This window comes from Staphylococcus sp. TCBT05 (genome assembly GCF_055179755.1).
Map to the genome: position 1 here is coordinate 123,603 of NZ_JBUQDQ010000005.1, position 24,670 is coordinate 148,272.

A 24,670-nucleotide genomic window follows, 5' to 3' on the forward strand; every position below is an offset into this window, starting at 1 on the left:
GTGGACTGGTTTTTATTAAACAGGATTAACATACCATTGCACATTAGTAATGGTAAATGTAGTATACATTTTTTAAGTTGTAGTCAATAGCAAAGCATTGAAATAAGCTAAGCGTATTTTTTATACCATGTTGTAAAAGCGCTTACATTTATTGCTTTATCAAGGGGTGGTATTATTGCAAAAGCAATTAACACGTAAAGAAAAATATTCATTCGGTTTCGGGGCATTTGGTAAAGATTTAGTCGTTAATCTTATCGGTATATATCTCATGTATTACCTCACCGATATCTTAGGCGTTGCAGCAAGTTTCGTCGGTACATTATATTTTGTAGCACGGATATGGGATGCTATCAATGACCCAATCATGGGAATGATCGTAGATAAAACTAAAACTAAATGGGGAAAGTTCAGGCCATGGTTAGTTATTGGGACGCTGGTCAATTCTGTGATTACAGTATTAATATTCACTAACTTTCACTTAGAAGGTACGGCGCTCTATGTATTTGTTTCAATCATGTATATTGTATGGGGGATGACTTATACTATGATGGATGTACCTTATTGGTCATGGTTACCCAACCTTACAAATAACCCTACTGAACGAGAAGAAGTTTCTGTTCTACCACGTATTTTTGCAAGTTTAGCTAATTTAATTTTAGGAGCATTAGGTTTAACTATTGTTATATTCTTAGATAATTTGTTTGGAAACGGGGATCAGTCAACAGGCTTTCTAATTGTTGCAGTAATCACTATTATCATCTTTAACATTACAATTGGTATTACAGTTAAGAACGTTCACGAAGCTCCAACAAATATCGACACTGGTATTACATTAAGATTTAAGGATATATGGCGCATTCTCTTTACTAACAAAGAATTATTGGCATATATTGGCATGATATTAACCTTTTTCCTATGTGGACAATTAATTGGTAATGTAATGATTTATTACTTTAGTTATGTCACTGAATCTAAGTTCTTATTCTCACTTTACAACGGGATGGGCTTTATGGAAATTATTGCTTTATTCTTATTTCCTAAAATTGCCAAATGGCTCTCTCGAGAGCGTGTATATCCAATCGCAACAATTAGTATTATCTTAGGTTTACTGGTAATATTAGTCGCTGGTTACGTAGCACCAAAGGCCTTTATTCCTGTTATTTTAGGTACTTCACTTATTAAAATTGGCTCTGGCCTTATCATGGGTATCATCACTGTTTCTATAGCAGATGTTATCGACTATAGTGAAATGAAATTTGGTCAAAGAAATGAAAGTGTAATAACTTCTACCCAAACCTTTTTAATGAAGACTGCAATGGCCTTCTCTGGTCTAGCAACAGGATGGAGTCTTACATTATTAGGATATCAACCTGGCCAAGAGCAAAGTGAATTAACTAAAAATGGCCTACGCGTCATCATGGTGGTACTACCAATCATCTGTGTAACCGCAAGCTTTGCTATATATAAATGGAGTTATCATTTAAAAGGTACGTATATTAAAGATATTGTTAACGTACTCAACAATCGAAAAAGTCAAAAAGGATAATATACGAATTCACATCCTTAGCTCAATTTAAGTATTAGCAATATATACTGACACGACATTACGTTAGGATATATTGCTTTTTATATTTCTATAAATATTATGTTTATTGATTCATGTATACTTCTCCCACGTTACAATACAGTTATATCCATTTAACCACAATTATTACCTATCCTATTATTATCACAGAGCAACACGATAAATTAATAAAATTAACTTGCCGTTTTCCATTTAACATATAATACATTTACATTTTTTGTGTTATTATTTCATTAACAGAATATTCAGTCACATTTACTATTTAAATGATATAGGGGGAATAATGCTTATGCCAAAGAAATTATTCAATATTGATTTAAGTAAGAAAATGGACCAACAAGATCATCCAGGTCACAACAGATGGCATCCAGACATACCTGCAGCATTTTCTGTTGATCCAGGTGAATCATTTAGAATGGAATGTTTAGATTGGACAGATGGACAAATTTCAAACAATGACGATGCGAGTGATATTAAGCAAGTCAATTTAAATCGTGTTCATGTACTGAGCGGGCCTGTCCATGTCAACGGTGTAAAGCCAGGAGACTTACTTGTTGTTGATATCTTAGATATCGGTATATTCGAAGAACATGCATGGGGATTCAATGGTATTTTCGATAAAACAAATGGCGGTAGCTTCCTTGTTGATCATTACCCAAATGCTCAAAAATCTATTTGGGATTTTAATGGTATTTATGCAACAAGTCGTCATGTACCAGGTGTTGAATTCGCAGGTATCATACATCCAGGATTAATTGGGGTTGCCCCTTCTCAAGAAATGTTAAACGAATGGAACCGCCGTGAACGTGAATTAGTTAATACAGATCCAAATAGAGAACCCGTATTAGCCAACTTACCTGAAACAGATGCGGCAGTGTTAGGCACGCTAAAAGGGAAAGACTTTGACCGTGTAGCTCAAGAAGGCGCACGTACAGTACCTCCTAGAGAAAATGGAGGAAACTGTGATATTAAAAATTTATCTAAAGGCTCACGTATATATTTTCCAGTCTTTGTAGATGGTGCTAAATTATCTGTTGGTGACTTACACTTCTCACAAGGCGATGGCGAAATTACCTTTTGTGGTGGTATCGAAATGCCTGGATGGATAGAGTTACGTGTAAACGTAATTAAAAATGGTATGGAAACATATAATATTAAGAAAAATCCAGCATTTAAACCTGGTCCAGTTATGCCTAATTATACAGATTACATTGTGTTTGAAGGTATCTCAGTAAATGAATTTAGCGGAAAGCAGACTTACCTAGATGCAAACACTGCATATCGTAACGCTTGTTTAAATGCAATTGAATTCTTAAAAACACGTGGGTTTACAGGCGAACAAGCCTACATGCTACTTGGTTCTGCTCCAGTCCAAGGAACTGTTGCTGGTATTGTTGATGTGCCAAATGCTTGCTGTACGATAGCTATTCCTCGGGAAATATTTAAAGGGGATATCTTACCTTCATTGGAGCCAGATGAATAATGCCAAATTACACTTATAACTGTGTACAGTGCCATGAATTCACAATTAAACAATCAATTCATGATAATCACGACATTGCCACTTGCCCTACTTGTGGCAATACAGCCAAACGTGTATTCACTTCATTTCAAACTTATAATATGAACCCAAAGGTAAAAAAGAGAATCGAAGCAGGGCAACAACCTAGGCTCATTTCTGGAGATAAACTTAAAGTTAATACCTCATCAACACCACGATCACAAACAAATGCCCGACCATGGATGGCCGGACATTAACAAACGCGCTAACAATGACATATTGACTATCGCTTTGTCATTGTTAGCGCGAATTTTTTATTGATATCTAATTAATCACTACTTTGTAAATTATGCTTGTATACTTTCATTTTCTCTTCTTTATCAGTAACGTCTGGTATAAAGTACCAAATCCCATCACTTTCTATGAGGTTTTGACCTGAAATCGATAATTTATCGATAGCATTACCTGCACCTTTATATTTGGAATATAATGTCTTCAAGGATTTAAGATCAAAGCTTGTCTTAACATTTTGTTCACTCACTTGCAGTATCTTATTAAGTTTAAATAGATTATGTGTCTCAGACATTTTTTCAGATAATGCGGCTATGACTTGTCTTTGACGTTCTGTTCGACCTTCATCACCACCTGCGCCATCTTCTTTTCTACTTCGCACATAATCCAGTGCTTTTTTACTATTTAAGTGCATCGACTCACCTTGTTTAAACTGCGAGCCATTATACTCAAATGTCGCATTACTTTTAACGTCAACACCACCAAAGATATCAATAAGCTTTTCAAATCCATCCATATCTACGGTAACATAACCATCAATAGGAATATTGAAGTTATCCTCAATCGTCTTGATTGCTGTTTTTGGTCCACCGTAAGCATATGCATGCGCAATCTTTTCAGTTCTATCAAAACCAGAAATCTCAGCACGTGTATCCCTTGGAATTGAAATGAGTTTCGTCTTACCTTTCTCTGGATTAATCGATGCAATTAAAATGGTATCTGTTCGTTGTCCTAAATTGGCTTTAGCTCTTTTTGCATCTGAATCCACACCAAATATAGCAACAGAAATCGGCTGCTTATTTGCAACTTTCTTTTGACCATTTGTCAATGACTGCGTATGGTCCTTGGAATCATGAATCGCATGATTTAAGTGCACTACTTTAAATATTAAAAATGCAACAATCAATATGAAAATGACAAGTAATACGCCAACAATTTTACCTTTTTTAGAGAGTTTCATCTCCTGCCTCCTTTTTCACTACTACTTGGTGATTTGTTCTTGTTTAATTTTACGTATAACTGCAATCATTGCACCTAATGCCAAACTGACACTCATAATAGATGAACCTCCATAACTCAACATGGGCAATGTTACCCCTGTTAATGGAATTAGTCCTGATATACCAGCTAAATTAATGAACACTTGCATAAACAGATAACTAACGACGCCAACACATATCAGTTTATAGAAATGATTTTCCGTTCTATTCGCGTAAACCAGTCCTTTAAATAAAATAAATCCATAAATAGCCAAGACAAATAGTACACCTATCAAACCTGTTTCCTCGGAAATAACTGTAAAAATAAAATCAGTATGCGGTTCTGGTAAATAACCTCGCTTTAAAATACCATTACCTAACCCCTTACCAAACAGTCCACCATTGGCAATTGAAGTCAATGCACTTGTTAATTGATAACCGTCGCCATTTTCATATTTAAAAGGATCTAAGACTACTTGAATTCTTTTTAATCTATAAAGATTTTTAGAGTCAAAAATCAATGTGTAGCATATGTATAACAACATAGGTATTGCTGTAAAAATCAAGATTTGCAACTTTATTTTATTTTTTATCTCTGAATACAGTAATATGGAACCAATAATAGCTACTGTCAATAACGTACCGCCTAAATCCCCCTGCATAAGTACCAGTAATAAACCTAGCCCTAATACGCCCAGTGGTGGTATTAAATGTCTTAATTTGTAGTCTTTCTTTAATGCAAGAAATTTATCAATAATATAAGAAAGATAGAAAATAGAAGCGAGTTTTAAAAATTCTGAAGATTGAATACTAAAAATCCCTAAACTTATCCAGTTCTTTGAACCATTAACCTCTTTACCAACTAAAATTGTCAGTAGCAATAACGCCAATGTGCTTAATACGATAAATTTTTGTATTTCTACATTTTTAATAGCATTGATATTTATAAACATACTAATAAATAGGATGACTAAAAATCCCATAATAAAAAATAAAAACTGCCTTTTCATAAAGTAATTTGCAGCTACTGGAACTCCATTTGTTAATGAACCTTTAGAAGCTGAAACCATACTGGCACTGTAGACCATGATGACACCAATAACTCCTAGCAACACATAACAAATAATTAAACTAACATCTAAATGTTTCATCCTCCTTTTTAGCGATTCAAAAATATTTTTTCATCGTTATACACCCCCATAAACTTAAGAACTCTAGTTAACCACACATAGTATTCACACACAATCATACTTTAGGCTTACCTAATTATTTTTTTGACTATTAAAAATTATTATTTTAGACACATTTAATTAATATAAAGGCAACTAGCTCGTAATACTACGCTACAAGACATCATAATTGCTTACCTTGAGGCACCCAAAAGCAAAATCATTGATAAAATTAGCACTAACATTCATAAAATCTTTATTTCATCATCGAGGAACTTGCTATTTATATTTTATCAAAAACGATATTGATGTTATTACTTTTATATAAAATGTAAATTTTATTGTATAATGTTTAAAATAGCCTATAGAATTTCTTATTTAAAGGAGGATTTATGTCTAAACTACTCATTTTTTTAACATTAACAAATGTCATCATTTACGGAGTAGCGACATTTTTCAATACTCATTTGACTTTATTTTGGTTTGTATTGCTCGTTTATCTATTACCTTTGATACTAAACAGCCTGCTGGTCATTTTTACACATCAAAAATATAAATTAGGATCTAGTTGTCTCGCTGCTTTAACTACTACTGTTTGTTATTTAATGTTTAGCCTTTATTTTACAACTAGAGACACATTTCCTGATTTTTTAAAAAATAACACTAAATACTATGGCGAAATGCAACTTGATATTAATCCCAATTTAGCAAGTTTAAGTCAGCTCATTTTTATTTTTTTACTTAATTTCATCATCATTTGTTCGATTAACATCATAGTTAGAAAGAAGGTAAAGCATCGTGTTACGCGTTGAAAAATTATCAAAAAAATTTAAAAACAACGATTATTATTCATTAAAAGACGTATCGTTTGAAATATCTCAAGGAGAAATTGTTGGACTTATTGGCAAGAACGGTGCAGGTAAGACAACTTTAATGAAATTAATAGCTAAGGCCATTAGACCAACTTCAGGACAGGTCTACTTAAATGATATTAATATCTATAAGAAGCACAATTCTTTAAAGGATTTCGGTTTTATGATTGAAGGAACTCTATTTAATCATTTAACTGCTATTGAGCATTTAAAGTATTTTATCAAACTTAACGGTGAAAAAAAGCATGAAGCAAATATCGAAGAAATATTAAAATTTGTCGGTTTATGGGATAAGCGTAATAAAAATCCTCGTAATTATTCCTTTGGAATGAAACAACGTTTGTCTTTGGCACTTTGTCTTATTACAGACCCTAAAATATTAATCCTTGATGAACCATTTGTCGGTTTAGATCCAAATGGTGTAGCTAATTTGATTCATACTTTAAAAACGTGGGCTGAGAAAAAGGATTCGGCAATCATCATTTCAAGTCATCAATTAAGTGAATTAGAAGCCATTTGTCATCGATACTTATTTATAGATAATGGACAATTAAAGGAAGACTTTAATAGCGATCATGAAGTTGTGACTGTCATTGAAATAGATAAACCACTTAATCTTGATTCCGCTATTGCTATAAAATATGATTCAATAATCCATAAAACCAAACAGGCTAATATAATTGAAATCCCTGCAGAATCACCTGAATTTAATGAACTCATATCAGATTTAACAAAGGATTATAGAATAATTAGTATTAAAGAGAAAAAAGACTCCATCCAAGATAGATTTAAAGTGGGAAGTGATAAAAATGATTAAATTCACCGCAATATTCCAAAACTTACTAAAAATAAAAGCGACATGGTTATACCTAGCTTTCGGTTTATTACCTTTAGCGTTATTTCTTATTATGTATTTAAATCCAAATTTTATGAATATCTCAGGGGAAAAACATACCTTAGGTTGTCTTGAATTCTTCTCGATGGTCTTCTCCCTTCAAGATAGTACAATTATTTCGATGATTATTTTAATTTACGTGGTTAGTTTGAATTTTTATACTGAAAAAGAAAAAGGACAACTATATTTCTACAAAGATTTACCTAAAGGACGTTTGTTAAATAGTAAATTATGTGCCTTACTTTTACTTTATTTAATGTTTGTTTTAATTTTATTTTTAAGTTCAGTCACGATTTACTATACACAAATCACACATACGGATCTTGCTTCACATCATTTCTTGCCATTGTCTGACGATTCATGGAACTACATTGTCGTTGAGTTCCTAGGCACGTTATATGTCCAAATAATATGCATATTTCTAAGTGTAATATTATCTATTCATTTTCCTAATGGTTACACAATCTTTGGCGCTATTGGATTCATTATTATCACTTCCATAACACCATTATTTAAAGGAGTTAAGTATATTTTCCCTAATGGTTATTTAAAGTCATTAACGAACTCAAACTTTGCAGAAATCTTAACAGAGATATCCCTCTTATTTATTTTATATATTGCAATTTTCTATATCATTTCAGTCATTAGTTATAAAAAATTAGAATACTAATTAGAATCTATAATCAAAAAAGCTGCGAGCCGATATTTATTTAATCGACACGCAGTTTTTTATTATAAATATTTTTCCTTTTCCGCTTCACGTAATTCTACACGACGTATTTTACCTGAATTTGTTTTTGGTAAATCTTCAACAAACTCAATCGCTCTCGGATATTTATATGGGGCTACATCTTGTTTAACAAAGTTTTGTAATGCTTTTACTGTATCTTCATCACCTGTTACACCATCTTGAAGTATTACAAATGCTTTTACAATATTACCTCTTATTTCATGCGGACTAGCGACAACAGCACATTCTTTGACTGATGGATGTTTAGTCAATGAATCTTCTACTTCGAATGGTCCGATTGTATAACCTGAACTTATAATTATGTCGTCTCTTCTACCTTCGAACCAGAAATAACCATCTTCATCTATTTTAGCTAAATCTCCTGTAATAAAGTAATCACCTACTACCGGTTCTTGCGTACGTTCGGGATCCTTATAATAACCTTTGAAAAGTGCCGGTAAGTCTACGGGCACAGCAATATTACCAATTTCTCCAACTGCCGCTAAGTTACCGTCATCATCTACGACAGTAGCATGACTACCAGGAATCGCTTTACCCATTGAACCCGGTCTAGCTTCTGTATCCTTTAAGAAACCAATTAGTAAGGTACTCTCTGTCTGTCCATAACCGTCTCGAACTTTAAGTTTAAAGTTTTCTTGGAACTTATCGACGACTTCTTTATTTAGTGGTTCACCAGCAGATACTGCACTGTGCAAGTGTTCTAAATTATAGTCTGTAAGGTTTGGTAATTTAGCCATTAATCTGTATTCTGTTGGTGTACAGCATAATACATTGATTTGATAATCTTGTAATAATTGTAAGTATTTCTCCGCGTTAAATTTACCATTATAAACAAATGCTGTAGCGCCAGAACCCATAATAGATAAAAATGGACTCCAAACCCACTTTTGCCAACCTGGTGCAGCAGTCGCCCAAACAACATCATCTTCCGAAATACTTAACCAATGTTTTGGTGCCATCTGCATGTGTGCGTAACCCCAACCATGTGAGTGGACTACTGCTTTAGGGTTACCTGTAGTACCAGACGTATAAGATAGCAATGCGACATCATCACGTGTTGTTTCTGCCATTTCTAATTTAGTACTTGCACTTTCTTTCTCATTATCTAGTGAAGTCCAATCCGTTTCCTGACCGCCAACGATGAACTTAGTAAGTTGTTCATATATATCGATATCTTTAAATTCACCTATACGTTCTGCCATTACGACTACTGCTTTAACTTCACCATGCGTTATACGGTATTGTAAGTCTTTCGTACGTAACATTTCAGAACTAGGGATAATTATAATTCCTAATTTAAGTGCTGCTAAATAAATTTCGTAAGTTTCTATACAACGCGGCATCATTACAAGTACCTTGTCACCTTTTTCTAATCCATAACTTGAAAGTACATTACCTACCTGATTCGCATTATTGATTAGTTCATGATACGTAATCTCTTGCTTTTCTCCGGATGCATCTTCAAAAATAATCGCTCTCTTCGACTGATCTACTGCATATTTCTCTATCTCACTTACGATATTGTACTGCTCTGGTGCAATTAAATCATTTTTATTCATTGCCTACTCTCCTTAAATCTAACGCAAAATCATTCATGAAGTTCAACATAAATTTCACTATGCGTTATTAACAACATTAAAATATTTAAATCTATTCCTCATAATTTTAATTTTAAATCACCCATAAGTAAAAGGATACGATTTAATTTCAGAATTTTAACATAATATTTTTCATTAACATTATTTATAAATTTATAAACTACTGACAATTTTATTACACTCATACCGAAACAGATAACTTTGTTATTCAATATAACAGTGATATAATATTATAATGTTAATTTTTAAAAGAAAGAAGTGATCTTAGTGACAGAAGCAGGAACGTTTCATGTCGAAAAGCGAATTCCGTTGTTCATCGTACTGCTATCAGGTGCATTCATCACGATACTTAACCAAACTTTACTTGGTACCGCGTTACCTCCAATAATGAAAGACTTACAAGTATCTGAAAGCACGGTGCAATGGTTACAATCCATATTTATGTTAGTAAATGGTATTATGATACCTATTACAGCATTTTTAATTGAAAGATTCACCTCGCGACAATTATTTTTAACCGCTATGATTATATTTGCTGCCGGTACATTACTTTGTGCCGTGGGGCCTGAATTTACAACACTACTTATTGGCCGTGTATTACAAGCTGCTGGCGCAGGTATTATGATGCCATTAATGCAGACTATTTTATTTTTACTCTTCCCAGTTGAAAAGCGCGGTACTGCCATGGGATTATTTGGTTTAGTTATCGCATTCGCACCAGCGATTGGACCTACATTATCAGGTGTATTAGTAGAACATCTATCATGGAGAAGTGTCTTCTATGTGGTACTTCCAATAGCCATTATTATTATCATCACATCTTATTTCCTATTAAAGAATGTAACAGAAACTACACATCCAAAATTAGATATCGCTTCAGTAATATTGTCGACCTTAGGCTTTGGCGGATTGCTTTATAGTTTCAGTTCTGTCGGAGAAGCAGGTTGGGCAAGTATCCAATTTTTATTACCACTCATCATCGGAATTATTGCATTAGTCATCTTTATTCGTAGACAACTAAAACTCAAAGAACCAATGCTCGAATTTAGAGTGTTTAATTATGGCATCTATACATTAGGTACTGTATTAAGTATGTTTGTATTTGGTGTATTAATTGCTACTAATATTATTTTGCCGTTATACATGCAAAACATGTTACAATTTTCAGCTTTAGAATCAGGTTTAGTACTATTACCTGGTGCTATTTTAATGGGAATTATGAACCCAGTAACAGGTTACCTGTTTGATAGATTTGGTGGAAAATGGCTCGCACGTCTAGGCTTAATTGTCTTAGTTGGTTCAACTATTCCATTCACACTATTAACAGCACATACAAGCTTTACTTATTTAGCAATTGGTAACGCCTTAAGAATGTTATCCATTTCTATGGTTATGATGCCAATGACTACATTAGCAATCAATCAATTACCTAATAACTTAATTGCTCATGGTACGGCAATGAATAATACCTTTAGACAGATGGCTGGTGCTATTGGTACAGCTGTATTTGTTACATTAATGTCTGTCACAGCTATACCTAAATCGGGCATCACAGGCATTATTCATGGTGTTAATGTAACATTCACTGTTGCTGCTGCAATTTCAGTAGTGGCATTGCTATTATCATTCAAACTTACAGATAAGACAAAGCCAACACGCAGAACGATTTAAGTTATGAATATATATGACTGATCTTCTGAATATAATTTGTTACATTAAATAAATAATGGTAAAGCATCATTCTTTTTCAGAGTTGATTCACATTTTAACCCTACATCGTGAATCACACATATTAAAAACACAGGTTGAGCCACTCATCGTGGTTCAACCTGTGTTTTTTTACTTCATTAATAACTGCATTTCACTCCAGCACATGTAAATATGAGCTAATATAATCCTTTCAATGCATCACTCGTATCAATATAAATATTTTTAACTTGTTGATAATTTTTAATTGCCTCTTTATAAGTTTCTCTACCGATACCTGATTTTTTATATCCTCCAAATGGTGCGCCTTCTGGTACTTGGTTGTAGGTATTTATCCATACTCGGCCAGTTCTAACCGCTTTCGCTATATTAAGCGCACGAGTAATATCTTGTGAAAATACCCCACCTGCTAAACCATATTCAGAGTCATTTGCAACTTTGATAGCTTCTTCATCATCTTTCACTTTAATAACTGTTAATACCGGACCAAAAATTTCTTCTTGTGCTAACTTATTATTATGATCAGGAACCGAAATCAGCGTTGGTTCGAAGAAATAACCTTTATCTAGACCATTGTCTACAATGCGCTGTCCTCCTACAAGTATTTCAGCGTCTGATTGCTTAGCATAATCGATATAGGATTGAATTTTTTCTATTTGTTCTTCACCAGTTTGACTACCCATTTGTGTGTTTTCATCTAATGGATCTCCAACCTTAATATTACTAAACGCTGTTTTCAACTTATCAATTAATTGATCATAAATTTTTTCATGAACTAATAAGCGAGAGCCTGCACTACATACTTCACCTTGGTTAAACAGTATGCCTAATTGAATACCTTCTAATGCCAAATCTAAATTTGCATCATCTAAAATAATATTGGCACTTTTACCTCCTAATTCTAACGTTGCTGGAACGATGCGTTTTGCTCCTGCTTCCGCAACAGTGTAACCAACATCCGTTGATCCAGTAAACGATAGTTTATCTACACCTTCATGATTAAAAATGGCATTTCCAGATTCTGATCCTTTACCTGTAATAATATTAACCACGCCTTTAGGTAAGACTTCTTGGAATATTTTCGCTAATTCAATCAAACTTAATGGTGTTGAAGAAGACGGTTGAATAACAATAGTATTGCCGGCAGCTATGGCTGGCGCTATCTTCCAAGCTTCTAATAAGATAGGAAAGTTCCATGCTACAACAGCACCTACCACACCTATTGGTTCGTGTCGTATTAAGCTCATCGTATCTTTATCTATATCATTTAATGACCCTTCATCTGTTTCAATCACACTACCGAAATATTTGTAATGTCTCGCGGCAAATGGTACGTCAATATTTAGTGTTTCTCTAATTGGCTTACCGTTATTGAGTGATTCTATAGTGGCTAGCTTCTCTTTATTTGCCTCAATTTTATTTCCTATTTCTCTCAAGTATTCTGCACGTTCAGTATTTGAGGTTTGACTCCAGCTGACAAATGCTTCTTGGGCGGCTTTAACCGCTTTATCAACATCACTGTCGCTTGCTTTGGCAACAGTAGCCAAGAATTCACCATTCGCTGGATTGTTAACCTCTAATGTTTCACCTCGTTCACTTGCGACAAATGTTCCATTGATAAATAACCCATAATTCTCGTCAATATAATCTCTTACATTTATACTCACAATCAATCTCTCCTTCACTTAAATGTGTTTATACAATTAAAATTTAGAAGTTCTTGCTGCTTAATATTTTTACAGTAAGTTATATGTTGAAATAATTATTTATCCACTCTTGGTAATGGATAAAATTGTGCATTTAATTGTTCCCATAATTTAGGTGGCAAATGATGTTTATCAGTTCTATTAGGATCAAATTCAGATATTATTTCATCTTCATTACCACTTTTAATTTTACTGATAAAGTTATAGTCGAGTAATATACCTCTACCAATGGCAATTAAATCAACATTAGGTGAGTTTATTGCTTCTAAAGCTTCACCAGCTGTAAACACTGAACCAATACCAATTAGCGGCATACGTCCGCCAATCCATTCATGCAATAAAGCTACTTTTTCTTGCCCTTTATATTTTCCTTCTTTCGTATCTGCAAAAACATGCATCAACGACACATGTAGATAATCTAAAGGTTTTTCAATTATTGTTTTAACTAACGTTTCTGTTAATTCCATTTTCAATCCATCTTCTTCTGGGTCTTCAGGTGATAGACGGTAACCAACAATAAAGTCATCATTTCCATACGCTTTAACAACTTTTAATACTTCATCAATAACTGCTAATGGGAATTTCAATCTGTCTTTCCCCCATTCATCCGTACGTTTATTATAATGTGGTGATACGAATTGATGAATTAAGTAGTGATTGGCACCATGTATTTCTACGCCATCGAAACCAGCATCAATTGCTCTTTTCGTTGCTTCACCAAAGGCAGTTATTGTTTCTGCTATTTCTGTTTGTGTTATTTCGCGTGCATCATGAGGTTCTGATTCATCAAAACTTTGCATAGTAATTGGACTCGGTCCTGCTACATCTCCTCCAGGTGTTAAATATGGAAGCGATTGTGCACCACCATGATGTATTTGAACTACAGCTTTCGCACCGTTCTGCTTCATTGTTGTTGCTAACTGTTTCAATCCATCTAGGTCCGAATCATGGGCAATTGATGGTTGTCCTGGAAACGCCTTTCCAAGATCAGTAACATTACTCGCCGCAGTTAGTGCTAAACCAACATCTTTAGATCTCTTGTCAAAATGTTCTAACTCTGCTGTTGAGGTCGTCCCATCGTCATTTGATGATGAATGTGTCAATGGTGCTAAGACAAATCTATTTTTCAACTTTACACCATTAGGTAATTCTAATGGTTCAAACAGTGGTTCAAATTGTTTTTTCATCATAAAAACCTCCCGAAATTTATATGCATGCTGCATACATATAAATTAACGCTATAATAAAAAAATGTCAAGACGAGACTATTTAAATCTCATCATGACATTATAATGATTTAACCAATTGTTGCATTAATGCATTTGCGTCGGTGTCACCTAAGTATTTAGACATGACTTCATGAATGATATCCAAACTACCTTGTAGTTTTTCTTCTCCCCATTCAGTAATTTGTGTGTAGGTTCCTCTTCTATCCACCGCACACACACATTTCTCCAATGCACCGCATTTTTCAGATTCCATATTAGAAACAATTCTAGACAGTGCACTTTGACTCAAGTCTAATAGATTTTGTAATTCTTGTAGTCTTAGCTTTTTCTCAGGAGAAACCGAAATATAATATAATACATAAAATTCTTTTAATGATAATTGATATCTCGCTCTAATAATTGCTTCAACTTCTTTACGGATTTTATTTTGTAAGCGATCAAGCTCTAGCCAAGGGCTCATAAAATCATATTTTTTATCCATTATTTTCCCACCTATTATTGTGATAGATAAGTCCTTTAAAGTTTCTATATGCTTTAAATCTAACTTAATCTTATTGGAGAGCATCCCTTAAATCTCTCCAAACAAAATATTATAACCATGTTATAACTGATTAATACTAAACTACATCCCTACTATAATGTCCACCTTATAGCGAATCCCATTAAAAATTTTAATATAAATATTATAACACTACGATTTATTGAAATACACCGTTCAAGCTTGCTTCTACAACCGTTTATTTTGAAATTATTAATAATAGCGCAATATAAATCAATAATACTGTGATTTAATTCACAAAATATACAAAATGCATAACACCTAAACACCGAATTACATTTTATAATATATAAATAAAATATAATATTCGGAGGTTTAAATGTGGACATTGTAAATATTGTTGTAAATACATTTACCGACAAAGGATTTTTAAGTGCAATAGCCTCAACTGTTTTAATCATTTTACTAGGTTATTTTTGTAGAAAGAAAAATATCTTCAATAATCAAGCAGCTAAAATTTTATCTAAAGTAGTGTTGACTGTTGCATTGCCAGCATTAGCATTTTCTGCCTTTATGACTGACTTGAACCAAAAACATTTAGCTCAAGGAATTAATGTTTTAATTTGGGGCATCTTAATGTATATTGTTTTGATTATTTTAATCAAGCCTTTTTATGCTAAATATAAAGGAGATAAGAAGACTACTTTAGAAATACTCTCTATATTTAGCTCTACGACATTTTTTGGTATCCCTATTATAAGTGCAATGTTAGGTCCAATTGGTGTTATCTATGCAAATATATTTAATATTGGTTATCGTATTTTCTTATATTCCTATGCATATATCAAGATGGGCGGACTAAAAATGGAAATAAAAAACCTCAAGACTATGTTTTTAAATCCAATTGTTATTGCTACATTTTTAGGTTTATTTATTTGGCTCATTCAAGATTTAACACCACACATTACAGTCTTACATAGTCAAAAGGGTAACGAGATTTCAGTTTCAATATTGCGTATTGATCAGACTTTACCTTGGCTTTATGCACCAATCATGTTTTTATCTAAACTTGCTTCACCATTAGCATGGTTATCTATTGGTGCAACTTTAGCAGAAATCAATTTTAAAGATGCTGCTAAAAATACTACGACTTGGTATTATGCCGGTGTGAAAACAGTGATGGTGCCATTAATCAACTTAGTAATTTTTATTATAACTACATTAACTGGCATTTTGATATTTGATATGAATGCTGTCACTACAATGATTGTAATGATGGCAACACCATCTGCAACTGTGGCAGTAGCTTATGCAATCAACTTTGATAAAGAAGCCGTTTTAGCATCCAATGCATCATTACTCTCGACCATTGTAGCCGTATTTATTATCCCAAGTTGGCTAGTCATATTAAAAATTATTGGTAATCTAGGCATTTTTTAACACAACATCTTAGAAAGTAGGTTATCTTATGTTTAAAATTATTTGTTTTGGAGTAAGACCTCATGAGGTCGAAATTTTCCACCAATTTAATACTTATGATTTCGAATTAACGCTCGTAGAATCATTGCTTACCGCAGATAATATCACGTTAGTTGATGGACATCATGCCGTATTATTACGCGCAAATTGTCATGCAACAATGACCAATTTAAAATATATGAAGGCACAAGGTATTGAGTATGTGTTCACTAGAACTGTCGGCACTTCACATATCGACTTGGAAGCCGCAGCATCGCTTGGCATCAAAGTGGCAAATGTGCCTAGCTATTCACCAAATGCTATTGCCGAACTCTCTTTAACATTAGCACTCAACTTATTACGTAATATTCCTTTTACAACAAATAGAACACAACAGTTTGACTTTAGAGTAGATAGTAAGATGTTTAGTAAGGAAGTACGAAACTGTACAGTGGGTATTATAGGTACAGGTAAGATTGGTTATACTGAAGCCCAATTATTCAAAGGATTAGGTGCAAAGGTAATTGGTTATGATTTATATCCTAATGATTTATGTACTGACACTTTAGATTATGTCTCTTTGGACGAATTACTTAGCCTAAGCGATATCGTTAGTATTCATGTACCACATATCCCAGGTGAAAATGATGGCATGATTGATCGGGCATTTTTAACTAAAATGAAAAACGACGCCATCTTAATTAATACGGCACGAGGCGAATTACAAAATAATCACGACATCGTTACCGCTTTAGAGCATAATGTCATCGCCGGTTTCGCTACAGACGTGTTACCGCATGAACAAGATGTATTCTTCAAACAGTTTGATGCATGGGGCCCATTACCTGACACCGATATTCAATCCTTAATTAACATGTATCCAAGAGTATTAATCACACCACATATTGGCTCAAATACAGATGAAGCTGTTGCAAATATGGTAGAAACAAGCTTTAAAAACTTTAATGAAATACTCACAACAGGTACATCATCCAACTTATTAAAGACACCCAATTAAATAATAATATTCAAAAAACCCTCACTATTCTTGTCTTAAACAGATATTGTGAGGGTTTTACTATCTTTATGATATAGCTTTGTCTATGGTCTTATATATTACTTTTCTGATAAACGTTGAATCGCTATTTCTCCTAATGATTTTGCAGCTACAATCAATGCATCTTCATTCACTTCAAATTTAGGATGATGATTCATATAAGGTGTTTCCACTGCTTCAGGTTTACATCCTACAATATAGAACGTACCTGGAATTTCCTTCAGATAATAAGCAAAATCTTCTGAACCGGTAACAGGTGGAATTTCAACTAAATGTTCATAATAGTCACCTTTACTCTTTTCTAAAATATCAGCCACACTTTGTGTATGCTCCGGATGATTGTAAAGTACAGGATAACCAAATTGATAATCTAAGTCATAAGTGACATCGAATCCTACCGCTACACTTTGAGCCACTTTATCAATTTCTTCGTACATAAATTGTTCTAATTCATCATTTAGATAACGTGCAGTCCCTTTAATCGTCACAGTATCTTGAATGATATTCGCTCCACCTGGTGCTTCAAATGCACCAATAGTTATAACACCCATTTCTAATGGATCAATTCTTCTTGATACAATCGTTTGAATTGTATTTACAAAGTTTGTTCCAGCAACTAAAGCATCATGTGTTTTATGCGGGCTTGCAGCATGACCACCAAGCCCTTTGATTTTTAATGTAAATGTGGAACTACCAGAGAAAGCATTGCCTTTATTGTATGCTATTACATTTGGACCAATAATTGGCGCTACATGGATACCGTAAATTTCATCAACATCTTTTAAAGCACCAGATGCTACAATTTGTTGTGCTCCACCCGGCGGCTTTTCCTCAGCATGTTGATGAATAATTTTTATTGTTCCAGAAAGCTCATCTTTAATTTCAAGTAATGCATCTGCTAAGCCTAGTAAATATGCAGTGTGCGCATCATGACCACATGCATGCATCACACCTTCATTTAATGACTTAAATTCAACTTCTGCTTCTTCTTTGATTGGTAATGCATCAAAGTCAGCACGTAGACCAATCGTTTTTCCAGGTTTACTCCCCTTGATTTCAACGATGACCGCATGACTTTCTGTTACGGGTTGCGTTACTGTAACGTCCTTCCCTTTATAAAAATCTTTAATATATTGAGCTGTTTGCTCTTCTTGGAAAGACAACTCTGGATGTTGATGTAAATGACGTCTATGCTTTATCATTTCACTTTCTTTTTTCTCTAACTTCTCAAACAGTGTATCTTTTAAATTCATAAACATTCACTTCTCTCAATTATTTTTAAAATTATATGTCCGAATACAATTTTAAGATGTTTTCAACACTAATTCAAAGAATATAAATTGATTGATGTGAATTGACTTTTTTAAAATAAAATTACTGTTTCTATAATGTGCATTTCTTATAAAAAATAAACATATAACACTTTATTCAGTACAAGCTTCGGCAAGTGTTGATTGTGTAGCTGTTTCTTTCTTATAAGTAACATACATCATTACGCTAGCAAGTATGACCATAATAAATCCAAAATACGGCGTCATAGTTAATGAGAAATGATTTAATACAAATCCACCAATTACCGAACCTAAGGTAATACCAATATTAAATGATGCGATATTTAAACTTGATGCAAAATTAACCGTCGCTTTGTGCTTTCTTTCTGCAAATAATACGACAATAAGTTGTAATCCAGGTACATTCATAAAGGCAAACAATCCCATCAATAACACTGCAATTGTACCGATGAATTGATGCGTTACTGTAATACCGACAAACAATAATACCATTGCTTGAATAGTAAATATAGCAACCAATACCTTTGTAGGTTGATGGTTGGTTAACTTTCCACCTAATGTGTTACCAATAGCTACCATTACACCATAAATAATTAATAGAATGACTACCGCATTATCACTATAGTGCATGACATCCGTCAAGATTGTTGTAAGGTAAGTATAAACAACAAATGTACCACCATAACCTAATGCTGTAATTAAATAAATCATCATTAACGATTTATTCTTAAATACTTTCAACTGCTCTACCATTGGCGCTTGATCATATTCATTTAAATCATTTGGTACTACTAACCAGTTACCAATGAAGCTAATTAATCCTATTATCGCAATAGCCACAAAAGACATTTCCCAACCAAATTGTTGACCTATCCAAGTCCCTAATGGTACTCCTGTAATCGTAGCAACTGTCAATCCAGTAAACATCATTGCAATTGCACTTGAACGTTTATCCGGTGTTACTAAATCACTAGCGATTGCAGTCGCAATAGACATAAATACACCATGCATTAATGCTGAAAGTATACGCATTGCTAACAGCATACTAAATGTTACAGATACTGCAGCTAAAGCATTGGCTACAATAAATATCAACATAATACCCAGTAATAAGTGCTTACGTTTCATTTTATTCGTTAATGGCGTAAGTACTGGTGCCCCTACTGTAACTCCTATCGCATATAATGAAACTGTTAATCCTGCCATAGATATACTTGTGTTAAATGAATCTTTAATTAGTGGTAATAATCCCACACTAATAAACTCTGTCATGCCAATCGCAAATGCTGACATTGCTAATGCAAAAATAGCAAATTTATTGTTTTTCATGATATATTTGACTCCTTCTTTTTTATTATATGTGTTAATATAAACTACACAATATAAAAGAGGAAGTACGCACTTTAAAGTGCTATAGGTACTTTTAAGTACCTATAAGGAGGTCAAATTATGAGTAAAAATTACAATATCGGTGTAGAAGCTACAATCGATGTCATCGGTGGTAAATGGAAACCTGTCATTTTATGTCACTTGCAAAATAATGGTCTCATGCGTACGTCTGCATTAAAGCGTGCCATTCCTTCAATCACTCAAAAAATGTTAACACAACAGCTACGTGAATTAGAAAACGATGGTATTATCAATCGTATTGTATATGATCAAGTACCACCAAAGGTTGAATATGAACTTTCTGAATACGGCGAAACACTTGGCAAGATATTATCATCACTTTGCTATTGGGGAGAACTACATGCAGAAAAAATGTACAATCGTGGAGAATCGGTAAAATTAGAGCGTCAAGATTTCGTCAACATCCCTAGCTAACCTTTGTTATTGTTTACACCTCAATAATAAAAAGCAGTAATTTCCTCAACGAAAATTGCTGCTTTTTCTATTACAATTAAACTTCTGATATGAATCATTTAATCAATATATAATTCACTGATTGCAAACAATGTTGCTTTGCCTGCTAATGTCAATGCCCCATCTTTATATGTAGCATAAATACTCCCACCACGTGCCGATGCTTGATAAGCGTTAATCGTTTCTTTATTTAATTTTTCAGACCAATAAGGAATAATATGACAATGACCTGAACCACAAACTGGGTCTTCGTCCACATTTAACTTAGGTGCAAAGCTTCTAGATACACAATCATAATCAGTACCTTCAGCTGTTACTTGTAGTAACAATCCATCTAATTCAGCTACTTTCTTTAAATCTGGTTTTAAGTCAATAACAGACTTTTCATCATCTAGTACACATAGCAGGTCTCTGCCCTTAAACACTTCACGAGGTCTCACACCTATTGCCGCTTCAATTTCGTCTAATTGATTTACGCTTTTTAAATCATACGGAGGAAAGCTCATCTCATATAGTTCATCATTTCTATTTACTATCAAATCACCACTCATCGTTGTAAACGTTACTGTAGATAATGAATCATCATAATAATTCATTAATACATAGGCTGTAGCTAAGGTAGCATGTCCACATAAATCAATTTCTCCACCGGGTGTGAACCATCTCAAATGATATTTATCGCCCTTTCTAACTGCAAATGCCGTTTCTGATAAATTATTCTCTTTAGTAATTGCTAACATAAGTTCGTCATTTAAACTTTTCTCTACTATACATACGGCAGCAGGATTTCCACCAAATATACTATCACTAAATGCATCTACTATATATTGTCTCATACACACCCTCCTTTGAATTATCCACTATTTTAGAACAACTCATTTAAAAAATAAAGCATCACTTAGATTCACCGTAAACTGAACGGTTTATCAAGTTTCAACATTTTTAAATGTAAACTAATTTTATTTTTAAGTTTACAATTAGGTTGGAATCGTTTTATGATACCCATAAGACACAAATTAAAAAGAGGTACAACATGAATATTTTTATTACAGGAACAAATACAGATATAGGTAAAACTTATATCACAACGCAACTATTTAATTTATTACAAAATGCAGGCAAGTCAGTAGTAATTTTCAAACCCTTTCAGACTGAAGAAATTGGATTAGGATGTTATCCAGATTTAGAGGTCTATAAAAATGTATGCGGCCTTGAATATGAAGAGACATCGCTTTATACATTCAGAGATCCAGTATCTCCACACCTTGCCTTCAAGCTAGAGCCAAATCAACGATTCAGTCGAGATAGTATAGTCACTAAATTAGCCTATTTAGAACAGCGGTATGACTATATTTTGATTGAGGGGGCTGGAGGAATCGCTGTGCCCATTTACGAAAATAATGATTACTGTTATATGACCAGTGATTTAATACGCGACACCGCAGATTTCATCGTTAGCGTAGTACCTTCAAAACTTGGTGCCATTAGTGATGTAATTGTCCATCAATCTTATTTGGAACAGTGTTCACTACCCACTAACGTAATAATCATGAACCATTTTAGTAATACAGCAATTGAACAAGACAATAAACATACACTTGAAAAATTACTTTCTAAAGCTGTATTCACTTGTGAAAGTCATAAGCAGAATCTGGAATCTTCAAAACAATTATTAGCAATATTAGAAGGAGCGATTAATGATGAACAATGAACAACTTGTAGCTAAAGATTTGAATTATGTATGGCATCCCTTTACTCAGATGGGTGTTTACAGAGAATCAAAGCCTATTATTATAAAGAAAGGTCGTGGAAGTTATCTATACGATACAAATGGTAATAAATATTTAGATGGTTATGCCTCACTGTGGGTAAATGTTCATGGACACAATAATAAGCAACTCAACCGTGCCCTACAACGACAACTAAAACAAATTGCACATTCTACTTTATTGGGTTCCTCAAACATTCCATCAATTGAATTGGCCGAGCAACTCGTTGACATTACCCCCCAATCTTTACAGAAAGTGTTCTATTCAGATACGGGTAGCGCTGCTGTTGAAATCGCAATTAAAATGGCATACCAATATTGGAAAAATTTAGATGCCATACAATATGCCAAAAAGCGAAAGTTCTTAACATTACATAATGGCTACCATGGCGATACATTGGGAGCAGTTAGTGTTGGCGGTATCGATACTTTCCACCAAATATTTGAGGATTTAATTTTTGAAAATATTCAAATAAGCAGTCCATCATTGTATCAAAGTACTTACGAAACGGAAGAAACAATGACCAAAGCTATTCTCGAAGAAATAGAAGCTATACTGCAACAACAAGCTGATGAAATTGTTGGTTTTGTTATCGAACCACTTATTCAAGGTGCTACTGGCCTTTTCGTTCATCCTCATGGATTTCTCAAAGCCGTAGAACAGTTATGTAAACAATATAATGTATTACTAATTTGTGATGAAGTCGCAGTTGGCTTTGGTAGAACCGGAACAATGTTTGCTTGTGAGCATGAACAAGTTGAACCAGATATTATGTGTTTAGGTAAAGCTATTACTGGCGGTTATTTACCATTAGCAGCAACACTTACCTCTCAACGAATATATGATGCGTTCTTAAGTGATACACACGGTGTTAATACCTTTTTCCATGGTCATACATACACGGGGAATCAACTTGTTTGTGCAGTCGCTTTAGAAAGCCTCAAATTGTATAAACAGAATCATGTTATACAGCACGTTCAAAAGACTTCAAAAATATTGCATAATTACTTGCATAAACTTGCAAACCATCCACACGTGGGAGACATTCGTGGCAGAGGATTAATGTATGGCGTTGAATTAGTAGCTGACAAAGCAACAAGACAACCTTTATCTATAGAGAAAGTAGAAAGCATAATTGCTGAATGCAAGGCATGTGGTCTGATGATTCGTAACTTAGAACATGTCATTACTTTTGTTCCTATTCTCACTATGTCTAAAAAGGAAATTAAAAAAATGGTACGCATCTTTACCAAAGCATTAACCACAATACTTGATTAAATGATGATCATTACACAATTGTTTACAAAGAAGGTGAGTAGAATTTATTTTGAATCACAACTAAACACACTAAAGCAATACAAAACCTTTAGACACTTAAACAATGTCGAGTACGTATCCAAAAAACACATCACAATCAATGCAAAAACCTATATCAATTTCACCTCAAACGACTATCTAGGATTGGCACAATTACCAATCAACGTCAATCAACTCAATTATTATTTGTCGTACTATGGCATTAACTATGCAAGTTCTAGATTAGTAAGTGGTAATTCACAACTTTACCACAATATTGAACGATTATTCTGTTCACATTATCCGTTTGAAGATGCTTTGATTACAAATAGTGGTTATGAGGCAAATTTAGCTATATTCAATATATTCAAAGATCAGGATGTCATAGTATTTTCGGATGCTAGAAATCATGCCAGCATTATCGATGGCATTAAATTAAGTGGCTTATCCAAGCGCATTTATCCTCATTTGGACTATAATGCGTTAGATCAACAGCTCAGTCTGCATCCGACCACTACAAAGCTCATTGTTACTGATAGCATCTTTTCGACGCACGGAACTATGGCTGACTTGCAACAAATCATAACACTAAAAAAACGTCACCCTAACACATATATTGTGGTAGATCATGCACACGGTCTAGGCTTAAATCTTTACGATACATTAGAGGGTATTGATATTTTAACAGCCAGTTTATCTAAAGCACTAGGTACACAAGGTGGCATTATTCTGTGTTCTAACACAGTTAAACAACTCCTTGTAAATTTAGCAAGACCCCTCATTTATTCAAGTGCACTTCCGATATTTAACCTATACCAAATTGAGCGTAACTTACATTACTTATGCGCCCAATCATACAGAGCAACTAAATTAGTTCACTTGAGTAAATATTTCAATCGTTTAGCCAAAGATAAAATGAATACGCAGAATTGTCATACACTTTCACCTATAAAGCACATTGAATTTGACAGTTATAAAGACGCAGAAACCATTTATGAACTGTTACTAACAGAGGGTATATTGGTCAGTTATTTCCGTTATCCAACCGTTGATAGGCCCATGCTACGGATTTCATTATCTTATTTTCATAATGAAGATGACATCAAGCTATTATTACAACTATGCCATAATCTAACCAAAGGAGACTAAATC

22 protein-coding genes are annotated in these 24,670 nt (G+C 33.7%); 13 read left to right on the plus strand and 9 right to left on the minus strand.

Annotated elements, in window-relative coordinates; translation table 11 throughout:
* Window positions 1-175 precede the first annotated feature (175 nt).
* From melB to ACY191_RS00550, 3 genes are all read left to right on the plus strand, one after another.
* Window positions 176-1,546 carry a melibiose:sodium transporter MelB gene (gene melB / locus ACY191_RS00540; protein WP_042737633.1) on the plus strand — a complete coding sequence of 457 codons (1,371 nt, stop codon included), beginning with the start codon at window positions 176-178 and terminating at the stop codon, window positions 1,544-1,546.
* Between the two features lie 328 nt (window positions 1,547-1,874).
* Window positions 1,875-3,068: a formamidase gene (fmdA, locus tag ACY191_RS00545; RefSeq protein ID WP_042737634.1), complete on the plus strand. Its 1,194-nt coding sequence runs from the start codon at window positions 1,875-1,877 to the stop codon at window positions 3,066-3,068.
* Window positions 3,068-3,343, plus strand: coding sequence for an FmdB family zinc ribbon protein (locus tag ACY191_RS00550; protein WP_042737635.1), 276 nt, complete (start codon window positions 3,068-3,070; stop codon window positions 3,341-3,343). The genes fmdA and ACY191_RS00550 overlap by 1 nt, the downstream gene beginning before the upstream one ends.
* Window positions 3,344-3,414: 71 nt before the next feature.
* On the opposite strand, the gene ACY191_RS00555 is transcribed toward ACY191_RS00550, so the two are convergent.
* Both ACY191_RS00555 and ACY191_RS00560 read right to left on the minus strand, forming a co-directional pair.
* Entirely contained in the window at window positions 3,415-4,338 is a 924-nt protein-coding gene (locus ACY191_RS00555) for an LCP family protein (RefSeq protein ID WP_042737636.1), read from the minus strand.
* Between the two features lie 21 nt (window positions 4,339-4,359).
* Window positions 4,360-5,508, minus strand: coding sequence for an FtsW/RodA/SpoVE family cell cycle protein (locus tag ACY191_RS00560; RefSeq protein ID WP_463269842.1), 1,149 nt, complete (start codon window positions 5,506-5,508; stop codon window positions 4,360-4,362).
* 410 nt (window positions 5,509-5,918) lie between these two features.
* Between ACY191_RS00560 and ACY191_RS00565 the strand changes: the two genes are divergently transcribed.
* From ACY191_RS00565 to ACY191_RS00575, 3 genes are read left to right on the plus strand one after another with little or no spacing between them, the layout of a single operon-like run.
* Window positions 5,919-6,338, plus strand: coding sequence for an Msa family membrane protein (locus tag ACY191_RS00565; RefSeq protein ID WP_229366824.1), 420 nt, complete (start codon window positions 5,919-5,921; stop codon window positions 6,336-6,338).
* Window positions 6,325-7,215 (plus strand): ABC transporter ATP-binding protein, encoded by an 891-nt coding sequence (locus ACY191_RS00570; protein ID WP_107527363.1) that lies wholly within the window; start codon window positions 6,325-6,327, stop codon window positions 7,213-7,215. Before ACY191_RS00565 ends, ACY191_RS00570 begins: the two co-directional genes overlap by 14 nt.
* Window positions 7,208-7,963, plus strand: coding sequence for a hypothetical protein (locus tag ACY191_RS00575; protein WP_042737640.1), 756 nt, complete (start codon window positions 7,208-7,210; stop codon window positions 7,961-7,963). The genes ACY191_RS00570 and ACY191_RS00575 overlap by 8 nt, the downstream gene beginning before the upstream one ends.
* 62 nt (window positions 7,964-8,025) lie before the next feature.
* Here the strand turns inward: ACY191_RS00575 and mbcS are convergent, their stop codons facing one another.
* Window positions 8,026-9,603, minus strand: a complete 1,578-nt coding sequence (gene mbcS / locus ACY191_RS00580) for an acyl-CoA synthetase MbcS (RefSeq protein WP_107641452.1) — start codon at window positions 9,601-9,603, stop codon at window positions 8,026-8,028.
* A gap of 306 nt (window positions 9,604-9,909) precedes the next feature.
* On the opposite strand from mbcS, the gene ACY191_RS00585 reads away from it, so the two are divergent.
* Window positions 9,910-11,313 carry an MDR family MFS transporter gene (locus ACY191_RS00585; RefSeq protein ID WP_042737642.1) on the plus strand — a complete coding sequence of 468 codons (1,404 nt, stop codon included), beginning with the start codon at window positions 9,910-9,912 and terminating at the stop codon, window positions 11,311-11,313.
* A gap of 215 nt (window positions 11,314-11,528) precedes the next feature.
* Here the strand turns inward: ACY191_RS00585 and ACY191_RS00590 are convergent, their stop codons facing one another.
* The 3 genes from ACY191_RS00590 to ACY191_RS00600 all read right to left on the minus strand — a co-directional run bounded on the left by ACY191_RS00590 (window position 11,529) and on the right by ACY191_RS00600 (window position 14,765).
* A complete protein-coding gene (locus ACY191_RS00590) occupies window positions 11,529-13,016 on the minus strand; it encodes an aldehyde dehydrogenase family protein (protein WP_229366823.1) in 1,488 nt (495 codons plus the stop codon).
* A 95-nt stretch (window positions 13,017-13,111) separates the two neighbouring features.
* The gene (locus ACY191_RS00595) at window positions 13,112-14,242 is read right to left on the minus strand and encodes an NADH-dependent flavin oxidoreductase (protein ID WP_107527845.1); all 1,131 of its coding nucleotides are present in this window, start codon (window positions 14,240-14,242) and stop codon (window positions 13,112-13,114) included.
* 100 nt (window positions 14,243-14,342) lie between these two features.
* Complete coding sequence (locus ACY191_RS00600; RefSeq protein ID WP_042737645.1) at window positions 14,343-14,765, minus strand: MarR family winged helix-turn-helix transcriptional regulator; 423 nt, start codon at window positions 14,763-14,765, stop codon at window positions 14,343-14,345.
* Window positions 14,766-15,164: 399 nt separating this feature from the next.
* Here ACY191_RS00600 and ACY191_RS00605 point away from each other — a divergent pair, with 399 nt between their 5' ends.
* Both ACY191_RS00605 and ACY191_RS00610 read left to right on the plus strand, forming a co-directional pair.
* Window positions 15,165-16,223 carry an AEC family transporter gene (locus ACY191_RS00605; RefSeq protein WP_229366822.1) on the plus strand — a complete coding sequence of 353 codons (1,059 nt, stop codon included), beginning with the start codon at window positions 15,165-15,167 and terminating at the stop codon, window positions 16,221-16,223.
* Between the two features lie 28 nt (window positions 16,224-16,251).
* Window positions 16,252-17,259, plus strand: coding sequence for an NAD(P)-dependent oxidoreductase (locus ACY191_RS00610; RefSeq protein WP_229366821.1), 1,008 nt, complete (start codon window positions 16,252-16,254; stop codon window positions 17,257-17,259).
* Between the two features lie 98 nt (window positions 17,260-17,357).
* On the opposite strand, the gene ACY191_RS00615 is transcribed toward ACY191_RS00610, so the two are convergent.
* Window positions 17,358-18,551, minus strand: coding sequence for an amidohydrolase (locus ACY191_RS00615; RefSeq protein ID WP_042737648.1), 1,194 nt, complete (start codon window positions 18,549-18,551; stop codon window positions 17,358-17,360).
* A 171-nt stretch (window positions 18,552-18,722) separates the two neighbouring features.
* Window positions 18,723-19,919, minus strand: coding sequence for an MFS transporter (locus ACY191_RS00620; protein ID WP_229366820.1), 1,197 nt, complete (start codon window positions 19,917-19,919; stop codon window positions 18,723-18,725).
* Between the two features lie 120 nt (window positions 19,920-20,039).
* On the opposite strand from ACY191_RS00620, the gene ACY191_RS00625 reads away from it, so the two are divergent.
* Entirely contained in the window at window positions 20,040-20,414 is a 375-nt protein-coding gene (locus tag ACY191_RS00625) for a winged helix-turn-helix transcriptional regulator (protein ID WP_042737650.1), read from the plus strand.
* A 98-nt stretch (window positions 20,415-20,512) separates the two neighbouring features.
* Here ACY191_RS00625 and ACY191_RS00630 read toward each other — a convergent pair whose 3' ends face one another.
* The gene (locus ACY191_RS00630) at window positions 20,513-21,289 is read right to left on the minus strand and encodes a PhzF family phenazine biosynthesis protein (RefSeq protein WP_229366819.1); all 777 of its coding nucleotides are present in this window, start codon (window positions 21,287-21,289) and stop codon (window positions 20,513-20,515) included.
* A gap of 197 nt (window positions 21,290-21,486) precedes the next feature.
* Here ACY191_RS00630 and bioD point away from each other — a divergent pair, with 197 nt between their 5' ends.
* The 3 genes from bioD to ACY191_RS00645 are packed head-to-tail and all read left to right on the plus strand — an operon-like array spanning window position 21,487 to window position 24,667.
* Window positions 21,487-22,164, plus strand: a complete 678-nt coding sequence (bioD, locus tag ACY191_RS00635; protein WP_324294885.1) for a dethiobiotin synthase — start codon at window positions 21,487-21,489, stop codon at window positions 22,162-22,164.
* A complete protein-coding gene (gene bioA / locus ACY191_RS00640; RefSeq protein ID WP_229366818.1) occupies window positions 22,151-23,500 on the plus strand; it encodes an adenosylmethionine--8-amino-7-oxononanoate transaminase in 1,350 nt (449 codons plus the stop codon). The genes bioD and bioA overlap by 14 nt, the downstream gene beginning before the upstream one ends.
* A gap of 18 nt (window positions 23,501-23,518) precedes the next feature.
* A complete protein-coding gene (locus ACY191_RS00645) occupies window positions 23,519-24,667 on the plus strand; it encodes an aminotransferase class I/II-fold pyridoxal phosphate-dependent enzyme (RefSeq protein WP_232165213.1) in 1,149 nt (382 codons plus the stop codon).
* Window positions 24,668-24,670 lie beyond the last annotated feature (3 nt).

Coding starts and splice junctions, on each gene's coding strand:
- ACY191_RS00575 (WP_042737640.1), top strand. CDS start 7,208: ATGATTAAATTCACCGCAATATTCCAAAACTTACTAAAAATAAAAGCG.
- ACY191_RS00560 (WP_463269842.1), bottom strand. CDS start 5,508: ATGAAACATTTAGATGTTAGTTTAATTATTTGTTATGTGTTGCTAGGA.
- ACY191_RS00625 (WP_042737650.1), top strand. CDS start 20,040: ATGAGTAAAAATTACAATATCGGTGTAGAAGCTACAATCGATGTCATC.
- ACY191_RS00630 (WP_229366819.1), bottom strand. CDS start 21,289: ATGAGACAATATATAGTAGATGCATTTAGTGATAGTATATTTGGTGGA.
- ACY191_RS00555 (WP_042737636.1), bottom strand. CDS start 4,338: ATGAAACTCTCTAAAAAAGGTAAAATTGTTGGCGTATTACTTGTCATT.
- ACY191_RS00620 (WP_229366820.1), bottom strand. CDS start 19,919: ATGAAAAACAATAAATTTGCTATTTTTGCATTAGCAATGTCAGCATTT.
- ACY191_RS00550 (WP_042737635.1), top strand. CDS start 3,068: ATGCCAAATTACACTTATAACTGTGTACAGTGCCATGAATTCACAATT.
- bioA (WP_229366818.1), top strand. CDS start 22,151: ATGATGAACAATGAACAACTTGTAGCTAAAGATTTGAATTATGTATGG.
- ACY191_RS00600 (WP_042737645.1), bottom strand. CDS start 14,765: ATGGATAAAAAATATGATTTTATGAGCCCTTGGCTAGAGCTTGATCGC.
- ACY191_RS00595 (WP_107527845.1), bottom strand. CDS start 14,242: ATGAAAAAACAATTTGAACCACTGTTTGAACCATTAGAATTACCTAAT.
- bioD (WP_324294885.1), top strand. CDS start 21,487: ATGAATATTTTTATTACAGGAACAAATACAGATATAGGTAAAACTTAT.
- ACY191_RS00615 (WP_042737648.1), bottom strand. CDS start 18,551: ATGAATTTAAAAGATACACTGTTTGAGAAGTTAGAGAAAAAAGAAAGT.
- fmdA (WP_042737634.1), top strand. CDS start 1,875: ATGCCAAAGAAATTATTCAATATTGATTTAAGTAAGAAAATGGACCAA.
- mbcS (WP_107641452.1), bottom strand. CDS start 9,603: ATGAATAAAAATGATTTAATTGCACCAGAGCAGTACAATATCGTAAGT.
- ACY191_RS00565 (WP_229366824.1), top strand. CDS start 5,919: ATGTCTAAACTACTCATTTTTTTAACATTAACAAATGTCATCATTTAC.
- ACY191_RS00610 (WP_229366821.1), top strand. CDS start 16,252: ATGTTTAAAATTATTTGTTTTGGAGTAAGACCTCATGAGGTCGAAATT.